Source organism: Kluyvera ascorbata ATCC 33433 (assembly GCF_000735365.1).
Classification (GTDB): Bacteria; Pseudomonadota; Gammaproteobacteria; order Enterobacterales; family Enterobacteriaceae; genus Kluyvera; species Kluyvera ascorbata.
Genome location: NZ_JMPL01000076.1, coordinates 1 through 20,975 on the forward strand (window position 1 = coordinate 1; position 20,975 = coordinate 20,975).

The window sequence follows — 20,975 nt, forward strand, 5'->3', positions numbered from 1 at the left end:
TGCATCAAAACGGCGAGCTGATGATAAAGAGCCGCGGTAACGCGCAGTGCAGCGACGGCGCACGCTATCCGCTGCCGGAAATTAGCTGCAAGCCTGGCAACAGCAACGTCGCCGTCTGTACCGCACGGTTTGATGCTAAAACCGTTGTGCCGTTGACCTTTAAAAAGACGGGAGCCTAAGCCATGTTGGTCACCCTTTGCGATTACAAACAGAGCGTTACGCTGATTGCCAACAGCGGCGTACAGTTCCTGGATTTCGGCCTGAGTCCACAAGAGTCGTTGCAGCACGGGCGCTTCGTGCGCAAAACCGCCAACGGCCCCCTGTTGTGCCTTGATTATGACGTGGTCAATCAGCGCTATACGCTGCCGGGTGAGCCCGGTCGCGCGCCTGAAGTAGTTAAGCCCGAATCCACGCTTGCCCTGCACCACTCGCTGACGCTGCTCGACGGCGTCTGGCTACCGCTGCCGTTCCTGCGCTTTAACCCGCCGCGGACCTTCGTTGAAGGGCCGGATAACTGGGCTCGCGTGCAGATAAGAAAGCTCGCAGAACCAGACAGCGCGGGCAACACTCATCGCGTAACGCTGGCGTTTGACAGCCAGATAAGCGCAGACGATTCGATGTCGCTCTCCCCGGTCGCTGGCGATCTGCTGAACGGCACCCGTTTTGCGCTGGCCTGGCGCGATAATGAAATTGCCGACTTCCTCGATCAGACCTGGATTGACGGCTGGCTGCGCGAAGTGTTCCAGCAGACCACTACCGCTCATGAAGCCCGAAGCGAACGTGATATTGCCCAGGCGCTGCGCAGCTTTGAATATCAGGGCCATTGGATGAACATCCTTGCGCTGCTCGGCGAACAGCTGACGGTGCCGGAAATTAAAATGGTCACCGCCACCCTCAGCACGCCAGCTATCCCGGTGGATTTAATTCTGGACGTGGGGAACACCCACACCTGCGGCGTGATCATCGAAGATCACGGTGATGCCAACGACGGCCTGCGTCAGACCGCCGAGTTGCAGGTGCGCTCGCTAAGCGAGCCGCAATATCTGAACGAACCGCTGTTTACCAGCCGGGTCGAGTTCTCAGAATCCCGCTTTGGCAAGCAGCACTTCTCGGTCGAAAGCGGGCGCGAAGACGCCTTTATCTGGCCATCTCTGGTGCGTGTGGGCGATGAAGCCCGCAAGCTGGCGATGCAGCGCTCCGGCACCGAAGGCTACAGCGGCATCTCCAGCCCGCGCCGCTACCTGTGGGATGAAACCCCAACGGTTCAGGACTGGCGTTTTAGCCAGATGAACGGCAAAACCCAGCGCGAACCGCTGGCGACCGCCTTCCCGCTGATGAACCTGATGAATGATGAGGGCCAGCCGCTGTTTACCCTGCCGCCGGACGAGCGTATGCCGGTCTTCTCGCCGCAGTATAGCCGCAGTACCCTGATGACCCACATGCTCTGCGAGCTACTGGCGCAGGCGCTGGGGCAAATTAACAGCGTGGCTACCCGTCTGCGTCTGGGCTTCCCGGCCTCGCCACGCCAGCTACGTACGCTTATCCTCACCCTGCCGTCGGCGATGCCGAAGCAGGAGCGCGAGATTTTCCGTCGCCGCATGTTCGAAGCCATTGCGCTGGTATGGAAAGCCATGGGCTGGCACCCGCAGGACGACGATTTTGCTAACGTTCGCCTGCAGGAAAAGAGCGTCGTGCCGATTCCGAAAATTCATATGGAATGGGATGAAGCCAGCTGCGGCCAACTGGTGTGGTTGTACAACGAAGCCATTTCCCATTTTGCCGGACAAACCGAAGCGCTCTTCACCGCGATGGCCCGCCCGGACCGCCAACCCGAAGCCGGTGAAACGGCTGGCCGTACGCTGCGCGTTGCCTCACTGGATCTCGGTGGCGGCACCACCGATATGGCCATCGCCGAGTACCAGTTAGATGACGGTATCGGCGGCAACGTCAAAATCACCCCGCAGCTGCTGTTCCGCGAAGGGTTCAAAATTGCCGGTGATGATGTGCTGCTGGATATTATTCAGCGTTGCGTCCTGCCCGCCCTGCAAACCCAGCTGCAAAAATCGGGCGTCGCCGATGCCCAGGCGCTGATGGCAACGCTGTTTGGCGATTCAGGTCGCTTAGACACGCAGGCAGTGCTGCGCCAGCAGACCACCTTGCAACTGTTTATGCCGATAGGCCACGCGATTCTCGCGGCGTGGGAGCAGAGCGATGTACAGGACCCGCTGGCCGGGCTGCATGCCACCTTTGGTGAATTACTGACGCAAACGCCAACCCGTAACGTCATGAACTATGTCGGGCAGGCCATCGAACATGCCCTGCCCGCCGGAAGCGCGCCGTTTGACCTGCTTGCCGTACCATTGGAAGTCACCTTCAGCACCCTCCAGTCAGCCATGCTGGCAGGCGAATTTACCCTTGCGGGTCCGCTACACGCACTGTGTGAGGCCATTTCCCATTACCGCTGCGACGTGCTGCTGGTGACCGGGCGTCCTGGCTGCCTGCCCGGCGTCCAGGCGCTGATTCGCTACCTCCAGCCGGTACCGGTTAACCGCATGGTCTGGCTGGATAAATACCACGTTCACGAGTGGTATCCGTTCAGCCAGCAAGGGCGTATTGGCAACCCCAAATCCACCGCCGCCGTCGGCGCGATGCTGTGCAGCCTGGCGCTGGATCTTCGCCTGCCGCACTTTAACTTTAAAGCGGCAGATATCGGCGCCTATTCCACCGTGCGCTATCTGGGCGTACTGGATAAAACCGTCAATACGCTGCGCGATGAGAATATCTGGTATCAGGATCTCGACCTCGATAAGCCCGGCGCGAAGCTCGACGCCCGTCTGCACTTTCCGCTGCGCGGCAACGTCACCCTCGGCTTCCGTCAGTTGGCGAATACCCGCTGGCCAGCCACGCCGCTCTACACCCTGAGTATCAACTCGCCGGAACTGGCCCGCGCCATTGCCGGTGACGGCGTACTGCAGGTACGACTGAAACTTCAGGGCGGGAGCAAAAGCGAAGCGCCGCAGGCATTCGTGCTCAGCGATGCGTGGTTGCAGGACGGCACGCCGGTCTCACCGGATGCGCTGACCCTGAAGCTAAATACGTTGGCCGACCGCCGTCATAGCGGCAGCCACTACTGGATTGATAGCGGGAGCGTATTCCTGAAATGACCACCGTACACGCAGTAATGGACTGGCTCGCCACCGAGCGACACGCGCACCCGGCGCTGGATGATGATGCAGATGCCCTGCTTATTCGGCTGCTGGCCCTTGACGCGCAGCAGCAAACGCACCAACAGGCGATAGCGCGCCGCGCCAGTATCGCGCTGTTCGGCCATTCACAGCCGTCTAAAGCGCATCTGCTCCGTGCGCTATGCGGCAGCGGCGAAGGTCGCTTGACGGTGCAAAGCGGTAGCAAAACGCTCGACTACTTCAGCCACATCAATCCGGGCCATAGCCTGACGCAAATGGCGCTGCGCTTTAGCCGAGATCAGTCCACGCCGGACGATGCCTTCCCGCTGCGCCTAAAACTGATTAGCGAAGCGGAGCTGGTTCAACTATTTATCACCCACGCCTGGCAGCGCGGCGATGTCCGTCCTCCGGACAGCAGCGTTATCGCCCAACGCCTGCGCGGCTGGCAAAGTTTACGCCAGCCGCAGCCGGTTCCAGGTCTGACGGCGACGGACATTGCCACCATCAGCCGTTTCTGGCGCGACACGCTGCCAACGGCCTATCAGCAGATTGATGATGCGCTGTGGTATCAGTTTGCTCACCTGCTGCCGTCGTTGGATCTCAGCGCTCGCGCTCGCGCCTGGTCGTTGCTGTGGGGTGAACAACAGGAGCTGACCCAGCAGTGGTTAACGCTTGCCCATACGCTGCATCAGTTGGGCAACCGCCGGGAAGTAATGGCGCCGCTGAGTCTGCTGGTAGATGCTTTCGCCCTACCGATGGATGCTTTCTTAACGCCGGGTGGCGAAACCGACGATGCCGTTCTGGTGCATCCCTTAACCCACGACGGCTACCAGAACGCCGTCAGCGTGCCGGTCACGACGCTGGCGCAGCTTACGCTGGAACTGGTGCTCAGCACCGAACACGGCGTGCTGGATAACGTCGATATTATCGATATTCCCGTACCGCCACGGGATGAAGCGTCTCCGCTATGGGCCTGCAAATGCCGCTGGTTGCTGGATTACTACCGCCAGCAACAGCAGCCGGACATTCTGCTCACCTGTAACGCCACCGCCCAGCGAACGGCGATTCCGGACACCGCAAAAACGCTGCTGCGTTGGGTAACCGAAACTCAACCCGTGCAGGAGAATAAACTGCCGGGTCTGGTGTGGGCCATTACGCCGGAAGACGACCGCTTCGTGCATAAACGTCATTTCGATGAAGCGATCCAACAGTTGGTGGGCAAACCCGGTCAGCATTGGGGAACCCTGCAAGCGCTCGATCACAGTAGCCTACAGCGCCTGATTGAGTGGCTGTCTCAGGCCTCACAGTCAGAATTACGCCAGCGTCGTTTCGCCGCGATGGCGACTGCCCGTCAGCAACAGTTACGCACGCTGTGCCAGCCGCTGCTGGCTCCGGCGCAGCCAGACACCGCAAAAGTCGAAGCGATGATCCGCGAACTACAGACGCACGCCGCACGCCATGGTGAGCTGCTGGAAAGCCTACTGCCTGAACTTGCGGCATTCGATGCCCTTTGCCAGGTTCAGCAGCAGCGCGAAGAGAAAGTCAGCGGCCTGTTTAATGATGCGGTAGACCTGTTCGCCGCACCAGAATCGGTGATGGAAAATACGCTGGTTCATCAGGATCATGGCTCGCAGGCCTACGCGCTGTGGTGTAAACATTTACGTCAATGGAGCCGTCAGCCACATGCCCTGCTCAGCGCCGATTCGCAGCAGCAGCTCGCCTTATCGCTTCTCGTTGCAAGCCAGCGTCTAGCGCTGGCGCAGCAGCTGCGACGCGCCAGCGCCGAACAGCAGGCCGGTGCCGCACAGCTTCGGGCCATTATCGGCAACTTCATTAACTGGCTGGGCTACGCAGAGCAACCGGTGTCGCAACGCCCGGCAAGCCGCATCGCCAAAGGTGAGGCCATTTTCGCCCTGCCCGCCGCGCCATCCCGTGTGCGTCTTACCCAGCTAGGTGAGCAGCCGGTACATGCCGCAACGCGCTACGTTTATGATTGGCTGGTTGCGCTTTATGCGCGCAGCACCGAACCAGGTGAAGCCATTAACCCGCTGGCATTAAACCGTGGCGCGCAGCAAACGCTACAAACGATTCTCCGGTAAACCCTCGGCGGCACAAGGATGTGAACCGCTTTCAAAAGCTGAAAAAAAATGTGCGAAATCCGCATCACGGATATTCAACCCGCGGGAGCCTCTTTACACTCGATAAATAACCCGAGTCGATAAGAGGCCACCATGACCATCACCTGTACCCTATTTATTCACGGCGAAGCCTGCGCCGCGCAAAACGCCGCCACCTTCACACGCCAGAATCCGGTCACCCAAGAGACGGCGAGCATTGCGCCTGCCGCCACGCTGAAAGATGCCACCCGCACCGCCGATGCCGCCGCCGCCGCGTTTCCACAGTGGCGCGATACGTCGCCAGGTGAGCGTCGCCGTCTGCTGCTGGCCGCCGCGGATGAGTTGGAAAAACGCAGCGAGCAGTTTGTCGCTACCATGAACGCCGAAACCGGCGCTACGCCGCACTGGGCGGGGTTCAATGTGCACCTCGGGGCTGATATTCTGCGCGAAGCCGCGGCGCTGACCACGCAGATTGACGGTCAGGTGATCCCGTCAAATATTCCCGGTAATCTGGCGATGGCCACCCGTCAGGGCGCGGGCGTCGTGCTCGGTATGGCACCGTGGAATGCGCCGATTATTCTGGCAGTACGCGCTATCGCCACGCCGCTTGCCTGCGGCAATACGGTGATCCTTAAAGGCTCCGAACTTTCACCGGCGACACAAGGGTTGATTATTGCCTCGCTGGCAGCGGCGGGCTTCCCGGCAGGCGTGGTGAACTATCTTACCTGTGCGCCGCAGGATGCTCCCGCGCTGGTTGAGACCTTAATTGCCCACCCCGGCGTACGGCGGATTAACTTCACCGGCTCTACGCCGGTTGGGCGAATCATTGCCCAGACCTGTGCTAAATACCTTAAGCCGGTGGTGCTTGAACTCGGCGGAAAAGCGCCGTTGCTGGTGCTGGATGACGCGGATATCGACCAGGCCGCCGCTGGCGCGACCTTCGGAGCCTTTGCTAACGCTGGGCAGATCTGTATGTCGACCGAGCGCATTATCGTTGAGCAGGCGGTTGCCGAACCGTTTATTCAGGCGCTCGTTAAACGGGTCAATGCGCTGCCGAATGGCGTACTGGGTTCGGTAGTGGATAACAAAACCGTGGAGCGCTGTAATGCGCTGATTGATGACGCGCTGGCCCAGGGTGCGACGCTATTGACCGGTGGGAAAGCGGAGTCAACATTCATGTCCGCCACGCTGCTGGATGGCGTCACACCGGCTATGCGTATCTGGCACGAGGAGTCATTCGGTCCGGTGAAAGCCGTTATACGCGCGAATGACCAACAGGATGCCGTGCGAATAGCCAATGACAGCGCCTACGGGCTTTCATCCGCCGTCTACAGTCGGGATACCGCCCGCGCGTGGAACGTGGCGCAGGCTTTACAAACCGGAATCTGTCACATCAATGGCCCTACGGTACACGATGAAGCCCAAATGCCGTTTGGCGGCACCAAAGATTCTGGATACGGACGCTTTGGTGGTCGAGCGGGGATACATGAATTTACGGAACTGCGCTGGGTGACAATGCAGACGCAGCCGCGAAAGCTGCCGTTCTAGTGAATTTTTAGCGTTCGTGACATGCCACTCGCCCTTTCGCAAAGCCAATAAACCGTGTCACGCGGTTTATTGGCCGGCAGCCTACGCTAATCCAGCAACACTTTGCCCTGTAAATAGGTTCGCGCGACGCCGCTCATCAACACTCGCTCTCCCACCCATTCACAGCGGATATCACCGCCCCGCGCAGAAACCTGCCGCGCCAACATCTGCGTTTTAGCCAATTTTTCACCCCAGTATGGGATTAGCATGGTATGCGCAGAACCGGTGACAGGATCTTCCCACACAGCTTCTCCCGGAGAGAAAAATCGGCTGACAAAATCGTATTCACCGTCGCCTGGTGCCGTCACGGAGACCTTATGTTCGCCAGGGATCATCGCGCTGATATTCGGTTTCAGCGCTTCAACTTGCTGGCGGCTCTCAAGCTCAATAACCCAAGCACGACCTTTGCGTGCATTCACATAGTGGCTCAGGCCAAGCGCTTGCAGCATGTCTGCTGGCGGCACGGCGTCGTGGGTTGGGCAGGCTGGGAAATCCAGCGTCAGCCTTGCTTCGCGTCGAGAGACGGTTAGGCGCCCGGAGAGCGTCTCGAAGTGAACGCGCTCATCTGGATAGTGAAGGTGCTGAAAGACAACATGCGCGCTAGCAAGCGTGGCATGACCACAAAGATTGACTTCATTTTGGGTCGTAAACCAGCGCAGGGAGAAACCGCTGCGTTGTTTCACGATAAACGCCGTTTCCGATTGATTATGTTGCTGGGCCATTCTCAATAGCGTTTCATCGGGTAGCCAGTCATCCAGCAGGCAGACCGCCGCCGCGTTGCCGCCAAAAGCCCGGTCGCTGAAGGCATCAACCATATAAAAATCAATCTCGTGCATGCGTATTCCCTCATCATCAGTGCGTCATAGCAAACTGACACAAAAAATTAACATCGACAAGTCTCTTTGTTTTTGCAAAAAAAGTGACAACGTCACATAAATATAATAATGAGAGGTATGTCACAAAACGATTGTATTTGCCGCATTATTCGCTTTAAGATCGTACGTCTCTTCTTTTTTCTAACGCTCCCGGTGCATTTTTATGACAACAAACACGGTCTCTCGTCGGATCGCGTGGCTTCGGGTAGTCACGCTGGCTATCGCTGCTTTTATCTTCAATACCACCGAATTTGTGCCGGTTGGCCTGCTGTCTGATATAGCCAGCAGCTTCGGTATGGAAACGGCGCAGGTGGGCATTATGCTGACCATCTACGCCTGGGTCGTGGCGCTGATGTCACTGCCTTTTATGCTGCTCACCAGCCAGATTGAACGCCGTAAGCTATTGATTGGGCTGTTTGTCTTATTCATTGCCAGCCACGTGCTGTCGTTCCTTGCGTGGAACTTTACCGTGCTGGTTATCAGCCGTATCGGTATTGCCTTTGCCCACGCGGTGTTCTGGTCAATTACCGCCTCGTTAGCCATTCGCATGGCTCCCGCCGGTAAACGCGCTCAGGCGCTGAGCCTGCTGGCAACCGGTACGGCGCTGGCGATGGTATTTGGGATCCCGCTTGGCCGTATCGTGGGCCAGTACTTCGGTTGGCGAACCACCTTCTTTGCCATTGGCGTGGGTGCGTTGATAACCATGCTGGCGCTGATTAAACTGCTGCCGCGCCTGCCAAGCGAACACTCCGGTTCACTGAAAAGCCTGCCGTTGCTGTTCCGTCGCCCGGCGCTGGTGAGCATCTATCTGCTTACCGTGGTGGTGGTGACCGCGCATTACACCGCCTACAGCTATATTGAACCGTTTGTGCAGACCGTCGCCGGGCTGAGCGGCAACTTTGCGACCATTCTGCTGCTGGTGCTTGGCGGTGCGGGGATTATTGGCAGCGTGATTTTTGGCAAACTGGGCAATCTGCACGCATCGGGGTTAATCAGCAGCGCAATTGGCTTGCTGCTTGCCTGTCTGCTGTTGTTGCTTCCCGCGGCGCAGGATGCGGCGCACCTGGCAGTGTTAAGCATCTTCTGGGGCATCGCCATTATGGTTATCGGTCTCGGTATGCAGGTGAAAGTGCTGGCGCTGGCACCGGATGCTACCGACGTGGCGATGTCGCTATTTTCCGGGATTTTTAATCTTGGGATTGGCGCAGGTGCGCTGCTTGGAAGCCAAATCAGTACCCATTTGTCGATGTCGTCGATTGGCTATGTGGGCGCCGTACCGGCGCTCGCGGCGCTTATCTGGTCGGTAGTGATTTTCCGCCGCTGGCCTGCGGCATCGTTAGAGGAACAGGCGCATCAGCATTGATGCGCTCGGCCGGGCTACAACGCTGAACGTAGCCCGGTCGGGGAAACCTTACGCGTGATACGTCGTAATAATCTCCAGCACGCCGTTAATAATAAACTGCACGCCCATACACACCAGCAGGAAGCCCATCAGACGGGAAATGGCTTCAATGCCCCCTTTCCCGACCAGACGCATAATCGCCCCTGAACTGCGTAAACATCCCCACAGAATGACCCCCACCAGCGCAAAGATAATCGGCGGTGCTACCAGAATCACCCAATCCGGGAAGTTGGCGCCATGTTTTACCGTCGAGGCGGAACTGATGATCATGGCAATCGTTCCTGGGCCTGCGGTGCTTGGCATGGCGAGCGGCACAAATGCAATATTCGCGGTCGGCTCATCCTCCAGCTCTTCTGATTTGCTGCGCGCCTCCGGCGAGTCATGCGCTTTCTGCTGCGGGAACAGCATGCGGAAACCAATAAAGGCCACAATCAGGCCCCCGGCGATACGCAGCCCAGGTATTGATATCCCGAATGTATTCATCACCACCTGGCCCGCATAATAGGCCACCATCATAATCGCGAAGACGTACACCGAGGCCATCAGCGACTGCCGGTTGCGCTCTGCACTGTTCATATTACCCGAGAGCCCGAGGAACAGCGCTACGGTCGTTAAAGGGTTTGCCAGCGGCAGTAATACCACCAGCCCAAGCCCAATTGCCTGAATAAGTTCCTTCATAAACGTCTCAAAATCCTGTCTGTTTGACGAAAAAATACATGCTGTACACCAGGCCATTCCCCACCAGCGCAGCATATCTGGCTTCGGGAAGGCTAAGTACAGGATATCCTATTTATGGCTGTCTGAACCGTTTTAGCAATTCGTGGCATCGTCCCATTCATTCAGTTGACTTATGGTTGCATGAGAAATAATATCCACCGCAACTAAAGTACTTGCCAGGGCAACCACTGTGAACAGCACAAGCGATCTCTTCAATGAAATGATTCCACTTGGGCATCTGATTCACATGGTTAACCAGAAAAAAGATCGCTTACTCAACGAGCATTTATCGCCAGAAGACATTACCGCTTCGCAGTTCAGAGTGCTTTGCTCTATTCGCTGCAAAGGCAGTATCACCCCCGTGGAGTTGAAAAAGACCCTGTCGGTGGATCTGGGCGCGCTCACTCGCATGCTTGATCGTTTGCTGTGTCGGGGCTGGATAGCCCGGTTACCTAATCCAAACGACAAGCGGGGTGTATTGATTCAACTGACGCCAGAAGGCGCCACTATTTGTGAACAATGCCACCAGCTCGTTGGGCAAAACCTGCACCAGGAATTAACAAAAAACTTAACGGCAAATGAAGTTGCGACGCTCGAACTTCTCCTTAAAAAAATATTGCCGTAAACAGAAGAAGAGGTAAGACGATGTCCAGACGTAACACTGACGCTATTACTATTCATAGCATTTTGGACTGGATCGAGGATAACCTGGAATCACCGCTGTCACTGGAAAAAGTGTCAGAGCGTTCTGGTTACTCAAAATGGCACCTGCAGCGGATGTTCAAAAAAGAGACCGGTCATTCATTAGGTCAGTACATTCGCACCCGTAAGCTGACGGAAATCGCCCAGAAGTTAAAAGAAGGCAATGAGCCCATTCTCTATCTGGCCGAACGTTACGGTTTTGAATCGCAGCAGACGCTGACGCGAACGTTTAAAAACTACTTTGATGTGCCACCGCACAAGTATCGCGTAACGAATATGCGTGAAGACTCTCGCTACCTGTTCCCCATTAATCACTGTGTCTGCTAATCGCCTGCAATAAGACGTATCGAGGAAAGAATGAAACTGTTCGCTGCCGTTGCTCTCGTCACCCTGACGATGGCCGCAAGCGTAAGCTATGCGGAACAACTACCGGCACAAAATAACGCCCATCAAACCATGCTGATGCCTTCTGCCAGCAACCAGTCGCCGTTTGATTTTAATCATATGGCCGCCGGTAGCGATAAATCAGATGAACTGGGCGTACCGTATTACAACGATAACAATCGCTAAACGCTGTTGCCCCGCTCCGGCGGGGCTTTTTTATTGCCCTATCCCTTCACCACTCGGCGAAATCCCGGGATCTTCAGACCAAAGACGTTAATCAACAGCCCGGCCATAATCAGCAGTGCGCCCACCAATTGCATGGCCGTCAGCGTCTCATCCAGCAGCAGCGCTGCACTAGCCAGCCCAACCACCGGTACCAGCAACGACAGCGGTGCCACGCGCCAGGTTTCATAACGCCCCAGCAGTGAGCCCCATATCCCATAGCCAATGATACTCGCAACAAAAGAGAGGTAGGCCAGCGACAGCACGGTGGTGAGATTAATATGAATGAGGCTTTGCGCCATCAGGTGTGGGTCTTCGAACACCCATGAGCTCAGCATAAACGGCCCTATCGGAATCAGCGCGCTCCATACCACCAGCGACATCACGCCGGTTTTCGACGGGTGCAGCATAATCTTTTTGTTGAAGATATTGCCGCACGCCCAACAAAGCGCGGCGCCTAGCGTCAGCATAAAGCCCAATAGCTGCACGTGCTGCCCGGTCATACTGGTCTCAATCAGCACCAGCACGCCAAACACGGCCAGCGAGATCCCCACCAGTTGCTTACGCTGCAAGCGTTCACCGAAGACAAACGCCCCAAGAATGATGGTAAAGAAGGCCTGCGCCTGGAGGACCAGTGACGCTAATCCGGCTGGCATGCCGAAGTTAATGGCACAGAACAAGAAGGCAAACTGGCCAAAGCTGATGGTCAGCGCATAGCCCAGCAACAACGGCAGCGGTACACGGGGGCGCGGCACAAAGAACAGCGCTGGAAAGGCGACAAACAGGAAGCGAAGTCCCGCCAGCAGCAGCGGCGGCATGCCATGCAGCCCAACTTTGATAACCACAAAATTCAGTCCCCATACCACCACTACCAGCAGTGCTAGCAGCCCATCTTTACGCGTCATACACGCTCCACCGTTTTTTTAAATTTATGTAAACACATTCAAAGTAACGAAAAATTCAGCCCAGGAATAGATCATTATTTCTGGCAGGCTGCGATCGCACTTCCCGACACGGACTTATCTATACAAGCTTCTTATGGCGTGATATTTGTGAAAGAGATAACAAAAAAAACACAACCACATCTCTCGGGCAGGAAAATGAAACCAACAACCAGACGATCCACGATTGCGCTGCTGGCCTCGTCGTTACTATTAACCATCGGGCGCGGTGCAACGCTGCCGTTTATGACTATTTACCTCACGCGGCAGTACGCAATGAAGGTAGACGCTATCGGCTATGCGCTGTCCATCGCCCTGGTAGTCGGCGTCATCTTCAGCCTTGGCTTCGGCATTCTGGCGGACAAGTTCGATAAGAAGCGCTATATGCTGATAGCCGTGACGTTTTTTATCGCCGGTTTTGTCGCGATCCCGTTGGTACACAACGTGCCGCTGGTGGTGTTCTTTTTCTCGCTGATCAACTGCTCGTACTCGGTTTTCTCAACCGTTCTGAAGGCGTATTTCTCCGATACGCTGACGGCAACGACCAAAGCGCGCATCTTTTCGCTTAACTACACCTTCCTCAATATTGGCTGGACCATTGGCCCGCCGATTGGCACGCTGCTGGTGATGTACAGCATTAACCTACCGTTCTGGCTGGCAGCGATTTGCGCTGCGTTCCCGCTACTGTTTATCCAGCGCTACGTGGTACGCGTCAATTCCGCTGAAATGACGGAGACACCGGTGGCCTGGTCGCCGTCCGTGCTGTTGCACGACCGGGCGCTGCTGTGGTTTACCCTTTCCGGCCTGCTGGCCTCGTTCGTTGGCGGCTCATTCGCCACCTGTATGTCGCAGTACGTTCTGACGTTTGGCGATAGCACTTTTGCCGAGAAAGTAGTGGCGGTGATCCTGCCGGTTAACGCCGCGGTGGTAGTGACGTTGCAGTACGCCATCGGTCGCCGCTTAACGGCCAGCAATCTGAAACCGCTAATGACCTTCGGCACGCTCTGTTATGTGCTGGGTCTGGCCGGTTTTATGATATCGGGAAGCAACCTTCTGTTCTGGGGGCTGGCAGCGGCGGTCTTTACGCTGGGTGAGGTTATTTACGCGCCGGGTGAATATATGCTGATTGATAACATTGCCCCACCGGGCATGAAGGCCAGCTATTTCTCTGCGCAAGCGCTGGGCTGGCTTGGTGCTGCGCTGAACCCGCTGTTGACCGGGCAGATACTGACGCATTTCGCGCCTTACGCGCTGTTCCCTATTATGATGGTGGTTATCGTGCTGGCGTGGTGGCTGATTATTCGCGGCATTAAGGCCAGTTCCTGGGGAGCGACGGTTAGCGTTGCGTGAAGGATTTCCCGGGGTCGGCGTTCCGCCTCGCCCGGGCTACCCGTTTTGTAGCCCGGCCAAGCGAAGCGCCGCCGGGATGCACAGGAATTACCAGATATCAGTCGCAATCCCGGTCACAAGACGCACTTTATCCCACTGCTGCTGCTCGCTCAGGCTGTTCCCCTCTTCCGTCGAGGCAAATCCACACTGCGGGCTCAGGCAAATTTGATCCAGCGCGACATACTGTGATGCTTCTTCTACGCGCGCTTTCACACCCTGTGGGTTTTCCAGTTCACCGTTTTTGGTGGTGATAAGCCCCAGCACGGCTTTCTGATGCCCAGGACGAATAAAGCGCAGCGGCGCAAAATCACCGGAACGGTCGTTGTCATACTCGAGGAAGAACGCATCAACATTCACGCGACCAAACAGAATTTCCGCCACCGGCTCGTAGCCGCCTTCAGAAATCCAGGTAGAGCGGAAGTTACCGCGACACACGTGCAGGCCAACGATCAGATCGTCCGGTTTTCCTTCCAGCGCGCAGTTAAGCACGTCGGCATAGATAGCCGCCAGCTTATCCGGGTCGTCACCGCGTTCACGTACCTGACGGCGCTGGTCGTCAGAGCACAGGTACGCCCAGACGGTGTCATCCAACTGCAGATAGCGACAGCCTGCATCATAAAATGCGCGGATAGCGTCGCGCCAGGTGTCCGCCAGATCGTTAAAGTAATCGGCCAGATCCGGGTATACGTTGGCATCGATATCTTTACGACCACCGCGGAAATGCAGCACGCTCGGGCTTGGGATAGTCATTTTTGGCGTGGCATCACCGCTGATGCTCTTCAGGAAGCGGAAATCTTCGAGCATGGGGTGCTCGCCAAAGCCCAGCTTACCGGTCACACGAATGCCGTGGGCACGCGTTTGTACCCCGTTGAACTGGATGCCCTTATCGGAGTCGTAACGCTCTACGCCCTGTAGTCCATCAAAGAAATCAAAGTGCCACCAGGCGCGACGGAATTCACCGTCGGTGACCACATGCAGACCGCAGTCGCACTGATGCTGCACCACGCGCCGAATCTCGGCATCCTCTACGGCACGAAGCTGCTGCGCGTTGATTTCGCCGTTAGCTAACTGCTGGCGGGCTTCTTTAATCGCCAGAGGGCGTAAAAAACTGCCAACGATGTCGGCGCGATAAGGGGCGTGTTGATGTGTCATGCGATCTCCTTACTCCATCAGGCAAACTCGTTGCCCTGAGTGATAATTTATTATTTGAACCATTTAGACTTCTGGATGGCTATATGTCCAGATAGTGTCATTTGGCCGTCACTCAGGCAAACGAGAAATCTTCATGACTATTGAAAAATTTTCATGATCCCGATTGAAAGACAAATCCTTCATCCTGCCAACCGGTGATACCGCCAATCATAATTAATACAGGTATTTTCATGTGCGAATATTCCAATCGTCCGTGTACTGCACATTCCCGTCACAGTATTTCCAGGTGATACGCTCATACATCAGCGACACCGCTTCCATGTGATTAATCTGCGCATTCCCGGCCATCTTAGCGTTTGGCATACCTGGATTCACACCGGTAACCTTCACACCCTCGATTGTCATGATGAAATAACACTCTTCTTGCCCTGCATCATTAATACGGTACCAACGTATTTCGGCGCTTTTCAGCTTCTGTCCAGTCGCTACCGCTTTGTAGAGATAAGGAGATGAGGAATCGAACTCTTTCTCAATCAGCATCGGCGAGTGGCTGCGCTTACCTGTTATAGTGCCGTTAACACTATCGACCGGCAGATTTAGTCCGTGACTGAATCCGATGACTTCGATGCTACCCTCGCGATTCTGTACATCTACAGAACCTTTTATGTCAGCACCGCCATCGTCTTTAAGCCACATGTAAGCTGGAATAGGCATATTATTAATTCCTTTTAAAAGTGATTTTGTTTGTGATTAACCAATAACAGGTAATAGTCAAGAGCAAGTGAGATATCACGATTGATACCAGTTCGAATCCTGAATACATCCTATTAGAAAATAGCGATTCATATGGCAGCACGCGGAACAAACTCCAAAACAGAAAAGTAAACCCGAATATTTTTGCGAATCTGCGGAATGCTGATGACACACACACTACAAGAAGGTTCACATAATGAGTTTCGTTCACGATCCCTATATAAACAGTGGTAATCACGCTCAGAACAGGAACACTAATTAGCGTATTTATTAGTACGCTGAAGTATTCTGATAGTGATTCCCAAACCTCTGCGTCCGGCTCCCCTAAAATAAAGTGCGTAACCTTATCAGCGCTCTGGTAATCGAACCGTTTCATGATTGAATCAACCAGCCCTTCATAAGGAACCCACTTCATAACAGCAACCATAATGACAATAAACAATGCTATTTTAATGAATAAGCTAAGGGCATGTCGTGCCATTGGCAACCACCTCTATCGTCCCGTAAGATTTCAGTTTTTTCATACAGGGGACGTCTACCTTCGTCGTTCTTAGCAACGCATCTCGGAGCAAGGCAAAGTCTGAATCATGCGCCAACGTGATGCATCCATCCGAGAGCACGCCAGGGTGCAAGCGGAAATTACCCCGTTTAACGCTTTCTATCCACATGTAGTCATCGATATTCCAATCATCTCGCCACAACGCAAACCACTCCGAATGCTTGAACGTAGCACCACTCGCAAAATGATTATACATGTCCCTGACACCCGCATTTACTCTTGATTTCACACCGCCTTCCGGACGGTCAACAATCCAGTATTTACCCGCAGGAATTGGCCCATTTCCCGAAATCGTCGCACATGCCCCCTTATTCCTGTATATGCCATTACCGGAAAATGCCATAAACGTACCCACTCCATAAATAGAAAGCGGAGAATAATCAGCGCCACTAATAATAAATGTCCCTTTCAGAGTCATAAACTCACCTACTGTTCCTTTAAAAACATGATTCTACAGAACACTGGTACGGCGAATTGATTATGCGTGCTTATTCAAGCTCTATTTTCTGGAGGATATTTAATACAACTAAATACCCAACAACGAATCACTCAGTATTTAGCCACGGATATCAACATGCCTATTCTTCCGGGGCATAAATCATGAACTTTGACGAATATTTACCACAACGTTCGAGGGAAGGAGTGAAAATCCGTCAGGAGAAATTTAAAATGTTCATGATCCCGATTGAAAGGCAAATCCTTCATCCTGCCAACCGGTGATGCCGCCAATCATAATTTTCACCGCGCGCCCAAGCGCGGCCAGTTTCCACGCAGCCTGATCGGCACCGTTGCAGTGCGGCCCCGCGCAGTAGGCCACAAACAGCGTATCCTCAGGCCAGGCCTGCATACGCTCAGCGGTAATATCCGCGTGACGCAGGTGAATGGCTCCGGGAATGTGACGACGTTCGAACGCTTCTGCACTTCCGACAACGTGCAGCAATACGAAATCAACATCAGGTTGTTGCATTGCCGCATGGACATCCGCACAGTCGGTCTCAAAGCTCAGTCGCTGGCGGAAATGCGCCAGGGCATCAGCGGGGCTGGCAGCAGGATACTCAGTCACGTAACTCATCGTTTATTCTCCGGTTCTGTGTTACCACTATGGCAACGACCGAATGAGTATAAACAGGCACCCCATGCAACAACCGCCCGTAGAGATGACAGAAAACAGCCAGAAAATGACAAACTGCGCCCCGTTGGTGGTTGTACTTGCCTATGACGGGCTGTGCACCTTTGAATTTGGCGTGGCGGTAGAAATTTTTGGCTTACCGAGACCTGAAATGGGCGATGACTGGTACCGCTTTTCCGTGGCCGCCGTTGATAACGGTGAGCTGCGGGCAACGGGCGGCGTGCGGGTGATGGCTGACGGAGATTTAAGCCTTCTGGGGAAAGCTGACACCATTGTCGTTCCCGGCTGGCGTGGAATGGATGCCGAGGTCTCGCCGACGCTTTGTCTGGCACTCCGGCAAGCCCACGAACGAGGCTGTCGGGTGCTCTCTATCTGCTCCGGCGTTTTTGTCCTGGCGGCAGCCGGTCTGCTTGATGGCAGACGCGCCACTACCCACTGGCGCTACGTTGAACAGCTTCAGACGCGCTACCCGGCCATCGATGTCGTTGAGGATGTGCTGTATATCGCCGCCGGAAACGTGCTGACCTCTGCGGGCAGCGCGGCAGGCATCGATCTCTGCCTGCACGTTGTGCGGTTGGACTATGGCCTTGAGGCAGCGAATCAGGTAGCGCGGCGGCTGGTGATTCAGCCGCATCGTGACGGCGCACAGAAGCAGCAGATAAAACAACCGGTCGCGAGGGATCGTGAAAGCCTGCGTCTCGGGATGCTATTTGATTATCTTTATCAGCATCTGGCGGAAAGCCATAGCGTAAGTTCGCTCGCGAAGCGTGTGGGCATGAGTGAGCGGACATTTCTGCGGCGCTTTCAGGATGCCACCGGAAAAACCCCTGCCCGCTGGTTGCTGGACGAGCGGCTGCAGCATGCCCAGTACCGTCTGACCAACAGCCGTGATAGCGTCGAAAAAGTGGCAGAACTCAGTGGCTTCGGCAATGCGAAAAATCTGCGTTTTCGTTTCCAGCAACATTTTGCAACAAGCCCGCTGGCATACAGAAAAAAATTTACTGCAACAAATAATTAATTAACAAACGGTGGCGTTAGTCTAAGTTTAAATCAGTAGGCTTGTAGGTGCTCGTGATGAGAATCGTTAAAGAGGAGGTCATCATGCTGGATAATATGCAAGTGTTTCTGGTTGGAATGGGGCTCATTCTGCTTTCCGGTTTCCTGACTGCCTATTTTAGCGGAAGATGGAATGATTAACGGCCAAAAAAAACCGCCAGTCATACTGGCGGTATAAATGCTTGCATGGATAGATTTTTTGTTTCTACAGTCATCCGCTCTTCCTGATTAGATAACCGTTGCTGGGCATAACTTTAGCACCGTTTTATTCAACTAATGCTAAACGACAAGTACATTATTCAGCCCTGATTGCTTCCACGCTTTTTTACTCCGACAGCTCGCCTGACGGCCTGCCCATGGTCTGCCAGAGCGGGATTCCTGTAGGTCCTGATGTTCAGGTCGATTCGACCAGATAGACTCACGACGCGTTTTGAGCGGGGATGTTTTCATGGTTGCCTCCGGGCTGAATATCGAAATTAAATCCATTAACTCAACGATTTACACAGCGATAATAGCAAGCCGAATGGTGAGTTTCGTCAACAACCTCACGTATTTGTAAAGAGTGCTCGCCCCATTACAATAATCAATTTACCTTTTCACCCTACCGAATATGTCAGGTTGTGTAACTGTTAACATTTCGTAAAAATAGCGCCGTTGTCCTTCCTCCAGGAATGATAGCAAGAATGCTCTATTTTGACGTACTTGACCCGCCAGACCTGTGTGCGGGTTTTTTTTATATCTATTTTATGATGCCTGGCACCAGGCTCGGTGCCAGGTATTGATTTAGCAGCGACGTTTATTCACTTAAGCCACGGTTTTTCAGCATCGCCGCAATAAGCGGATCGTGGCCACGCCAATCACGATAAAGCGTTTCTAAATCGCTACTGTTTCCGCGGGACAAAATAGCTTCACGGAAACGCTGACCATTTTCACGATTCAACCCGCCGTGCTCGACAAACCATTGGTAACCGTCATCTGCCAGCATTTGCGTCCATAAATAGGCATAGTATCCCGCGGCATAACCACCGCCGAAAATATGCGAGAAATAGCTGCTGCGATAGCGTGGCGGCGTCGCGGCAAGATCCAATTTCTCTTTAATTAAAGCCTCAGCTTCAAACTGTTCAACATTTTGCGGTAGCGCATTGACGTTAAGGCTATGCCAGTTCATATCCAGCAGCGCCGCGCTCAACAATTCCGTCATATCGTAGCCTTTATTAAATTTTGAGGCGCGGAACAGACTCTGACGCAGCGCCTCTGGCATTGGCTCGCCGGTTTCATAGTGACGGGCATAGTGAGCAAAGACGTCAGGATGACTCGCCCAGTGTTCGTTGATTTGCGAAGGAAACTCAACAAAATCACGTGGCGTGCTGGTGCCAGAGAGCGTGGCATAACGTTGATTGGCAAACAGCCCATGCAGCGCATGGCCAAATTCATGGAATAGCGTGATCACATCGTCCCAGGAGATCAGCGCGCTTTTACCGGCGGCGGGCTTCTGATAGTTGCAAACGTTATAGATAACCGGACGCGTTCCCAGCAGAGTGGACTGCGGTACAAAATTGTCCATCCACGCCCCGCCGCTTTTGCTATCTCGGGCGAAGAAGTCGCCGTAAAACAGCGCCATCCCCTCGCCATTGGCGTCGAAAATCTCCCAGACGCGGACATCCGGGTGATATACCGGCAGGTCAAAGCGTTCGATAAATTGAATACCGAACAACTGGCTTGCGGACCAGAAAACACCGTCAATCAGGACGCGATCAAGGGCAAACCAGGGTTTAATCTGGGCTTCGTCGATAGCGTATTTATCCCGACGAACCTGCTCTGAATAGAACAACCAGTCCCACGCTTGCGCCTCAAATGAGGCAGATTTGCTATCGATAAGGGCCTGAATATCAGCAAGTTCGCTTTCCGCGCGCGCTCGTGCCGCTGGCGCAATCTCACGCATAAAATCAAAGGCCGCTTTTGGCGTTTTCGCCATTTGATCGGCCATGCTCCAGCTGGCATAGTCCTCATAACCGAGCAGTGCCGCCTGGCGCGCACGGAGGGCCACCAGTTTCAGCAGTTTTTCGCGGGTGTCATTGTTGTCCCCCTGCTGATTACGCGCCCAGGCCGCTTTAAACAATTTTTCACGCGTATCGCGTCGCTGCAACGCTGCCAGCGCAGGTTGCTGAGTGGTATTGACCAGCGGAATAAGCCAACGCCCGGTTAACCCGCGGTCTTCAGCGGCACTCGCCGCCGCCGCGATTTCATCATCGCTAAACCCCAGCAGCTCGTCCGGACTTTCTACCACCAGGCCGCCATTTTTCGCCGCGCCAAGCAGACACTGGTGGAACTGGCTACTTAGGGTTGCCGCTTCCGTGTTGAGGGTTTTCAGCTCTGCTTTTTCCACCGGGCCAAGTTTGGCCCCGGCCTGAATAAAGCGTTGATAAACCACCTCTACCAGACGCTGAGACTCCGCATCCAGGCCGAGAGAGTCACGCTGCTGCCACACACTTTCAATACGCGCAAACAGGGCATCATTCAGGTAGATGTCGTTAGCCAACCCAGCAAGCTCTGCCGAAAACGCTTCATCAAGACGCTGTATTTCATCGTTGCTATGCGAGGCCGCCATCGCAAAGAAGACCGCGTTCACGCGTGAGAGCATCTCACCGCTCTTTTCAAGCGCCACAAATGTGTTATCGAAGGTGGCTGCCGCGGGGTTATTGGCAATGTCGGCGATCTCCTGACGCTTGCGCTTGAGCGCTTCATCAAAAGCCGGGCGATAGTGGCTGTCGTTAATCGCATCAAACTGCGGTGCCTGGTAAGGTA

Annotated in this window: 18 protein-coding genes and 1 pseudogene; 11 read left to right on the plus strand and 8 right to left on the minus strand. The window is 54.7% G+C overall.

Annotated elements, in window-relative coordinates; all coding sequences use genetic code 11:
* From GKAS_RS25345 to GKAS_RS16190, 4 genes and pseudogenes are all read left to right on the plus strand, one after another.
* A pseudogene (locus tag GKAS_RS25345) lies at positions 1 to 179 on the plus strand (ssrAB-activated protein); the annotation flags it as partial.
* Between the two features lie 3 nt (positions 180 to 182).
* Positions 183 to 3,164, plus strand: a complete 2,982-nt coding sequence (locus GKAS_RS16180) for a virulence factor SrfB (RefSeq protein WP_035895726.1) — start codon at positions 183 to 185, stop codon at positions 3,162 to 3,164.
* Complete coding sequence (locus tag GKAS_RS16185; RefSeq protein ID WP_051910781.1) at positions 3,161 to 5,284, plus strand: virulence factor SrfC family protein; 2,124 nt, start codon at positions 3,161 to 3,163, stop codon at positions 5,282 to 5,284. The genes GKAS_RS16180 and GKAS_RS16185 overlap by 4 nt, the downstream gene beginning before the upstream one ends.
* A 132-nt stretch (positions 5,285 to 5,416) precedes the next feature.
* On the plus strand, positions 5,417 to 6,850 hold the full coding sequence (locus GKAS_RS16190; protein WP_035895728.1) for an aldehyde dehydrogenase: 1,434 nt from the start codon (positions 5,417 to 5,419) through the stop codon (positions 6,848 to 6,850).
* 86 nt (positions 6,851 to 6,936) lie between these two features.
* Here the strand turns inward: GKAS_RS16190 and GKAS_RS16195 are convergent, their stop codons facing one another.
* The gene (locus tag GKAS_RS16195; RefSeq protein WP_035895730.1) at positions 6,937 to 7,725 is read right to left on the minus strand and encodes a PhzF family phenazine biosynthesis protein; all 789 of its coding nucleotides are present in this window, start codon (positions 7,723 to 7,725) and stop codon (positions 6,937 to 6,939) included.
* 202 nt (positions 7,726 to 7,927) lie between these two features.
* Here GKAS_RS16195 and GKAS_RS16200 point away from each other — a divergent pair, with 202 nt between their 5' ends.
* Positions 7,928 to 9,127: a sugar transporter gene (locus tag GKAS_RS16200; RefSeq protein ID WP_035895732.1), complete on the plus strand. Its 1,200-nt coding sequence runs from the start codon at positions 7,928 to 7,930 to the stop codon at positions 9,125 to 9,127.
* 48 nt (positions 9,128 to 9,175) lie between these two features.
* Here GKAS_RS16200 and GKAS_RS16205 read toward each other — a convergent pair whose 3' ends face one another.
* Positions 9,176 to 9,844 carry a MarC family NAAT transporter gene (locus tag GKAS_RS16205; RefSeq protein WP_035895733.1) on the minus strand — a complete coding sequence of 223 codons (669 nt, stop codon included), beginning with the start codon at positions 9,842 to 9,844 and terminating at the stop codon, positions 9,176 to 9,178.
* A 229-nt stretch (positions 9,845 to 10,073) separates the two neighbouring features.
* On the opposite strand from GKAS_RS16205, the gene marR reads away from it, so the two are divergent.
* Genes marR through marB form a run of 3 tightly spaced genes read left to right on the plus strand, consistent with a single transcriptional unit; the run spans position 10,074 to position 11,155 of the window.
* Entirely contained in the window at positions 10,074 to 10,508 is a 435-nt protein-coding gene (gene marR / locus GKAS_RS16210) for a multiple antibiotic resistance transcriptional regulator MarR (RefSeq protein ID WP_035895735.1), read from the plus strand.
* Positions 10,509 to 10,528: 20 nt separating this feature from the next.
* Positions 10,529 to 10,912 carry an MDR efflux pump AcrAB transcriptional activator MarA gene (gene marA, locus GKAS_RS16215; protein WP_035895737.1) on the plus strand — a complete coding sequence of 128 codons (384 nt, stop codon included), beginning with the start codon at positions 10,529 to 10,531 and terminating at the stop codon, positions 10,910 to 10,912.
* A 30-nt stretch (positions 10,913 to 10,942) separates the two neighbouring features.
* Positions 10,943 to 11,155, plus strand: coding sequence for a multiple antibiotic resistance protein MarB (marB, locus tag GKAS_RS16220; RefSeq protein ID WP_035895739.1), 213 nt, complete (start codon positions 10,943 to 10,945; stop codon positions 11,153 to 11,155).
* Positions 11,156 to 11,193: 38 nt separating this feature from the next.
* Here marB and eamA read toward each other — a convergent pair whose 3' ends face one another.
* On the minus strand, positions 11,194 to 12,096 hold the full coding sequence (gene eamA, locus GKAS_RS16225; RefSeq protein WP_035895740.1) for an O-acetylserine/cysteine exporter: 903 nt from the start codon (positions 12,094 to 12,096) through the stop codon (positions 11,194 to 11,196).
* 195 nt (positions 12,097 to 12,291) lie between these two features.
* Here eamA and ydeE point away from each other — a divergent pair, with 195 nt between their 5' ends.
* A complete protein-coding gene (gene ydeE, locus GKAS_RS16230; RefSeq protein WP_035895742.1) occupies positions 12,292 to 13,482 on the plus strand; it encodes an efflux MFS transporter YdeE in 1,191 nt (396 codons plus the stop codon).
* Positions 13,483 to 13,569: 87 nt separating this feature from the next.
* Here the strand turns inward: ydeE and GKAS_RS16235 are convergent, their stop codons facing one another.
* The 4 genes from GKAS_RS16235 to GKAS_RS16255 all read right to left on the minus strand — a co-directional run bounded on the left by GKAS_RS16235 (position 13,570) and on the right by GKAS_RS16255 (position 17,057).
* Positions 13,570 to 14,673 carry a cobalamin-independent methionine synthase II family protein gene (locus GKAS_RS16235; protein ID WP_035895744.1) on the minus strand — a complete coding sequence of 368 codons (1,104 nt, stop codon included), beginning with the start codon at positions 14,671 to 14,673 and terminating at the stop codon, positions 13,570 to 13,572.
* A 228-nt stretch (positions 14,674 to 14,901) separates the two neighbouring features.
* Positions 14,902 to 15,387, minus strand: coding sequence for an Hcp family type VI secretion system effector (locus GKAS_RS16240; RefSeq protein ID WP_035895746.1), 486 nt, complete (start codon positions 15,385 to 15,387; stop codon positions 14,902 to 14,904).
* A gap of 500 nt (positions 15,388 to 15,887) precedes the next feature.
* Positions 15,888 to 16,403 carry a DUF2778 domain-containing protein gene (locus GKAS_RS16250; RefSeq protein WP_035895750.1) on the minus strand — a complete coding sequence of 172 codons (516 nt, stop codon included), beginning with the start codon at positions 16,401 to 16,403 and terminating at the stop codon, positions 15,888 to 15,890.
* A gap of 255 nt (positions 16,404 to 16,658) precedes the next feature.
* On the minus strand, positions 16,659 to 17,057 hold the full coding sequence (locus GKAS_RS16255; RefSeq protein WP_035895751.1) for a rhodanese-like domain-containing protein: 399 nt from the start codon (positions 17,055 to 17,057) through the stop codon (positions 16,659 to 16,661).
* A gap of 85 nt (positions 17,058 to 17,142) precedes the next feature.
* Between GKAS_RS16255 and ftrA the strand changes: the two genes are divergently transcribed.
* Positions 17,143 to 18,132, plus strand: a complete 990-nt coding sequence (gene ftrA, locus GKAS_RS16260) for a transcriptional regulator FtrA (protein ID WP_035895752.1) — start codon at positions 17,143 to 17,145, stop codon at positions 18,130 to 18,132.
* Positions 18,133 to 18,215: 83 nt separating this feature from the next.
* Positions 18,216 to 18,311, plus strand: coding sequence for a protein MgtS (gene mgtS, locus GKAS_RS24895; RefSeq protein ID WP_147281533.1), 96 nt, complete (start codon positions 18,216 to 18,218; stop codon positions 18,309 to 18,311).
* Between the two features lie 655 nt (positions 18,312 to 18,966).
* Here mgtS and dcp read toward each other — a convergent pair.
* Positions 18,967 to 20,975 (minus strand): peptidyl-dipeptidase Dcp (dcp, locus tag GKAS_RS16270; RefSeq protein ID WP_035895754.1); only part of this gene is annotated, 2,009 nt, incomplete at its 5' end.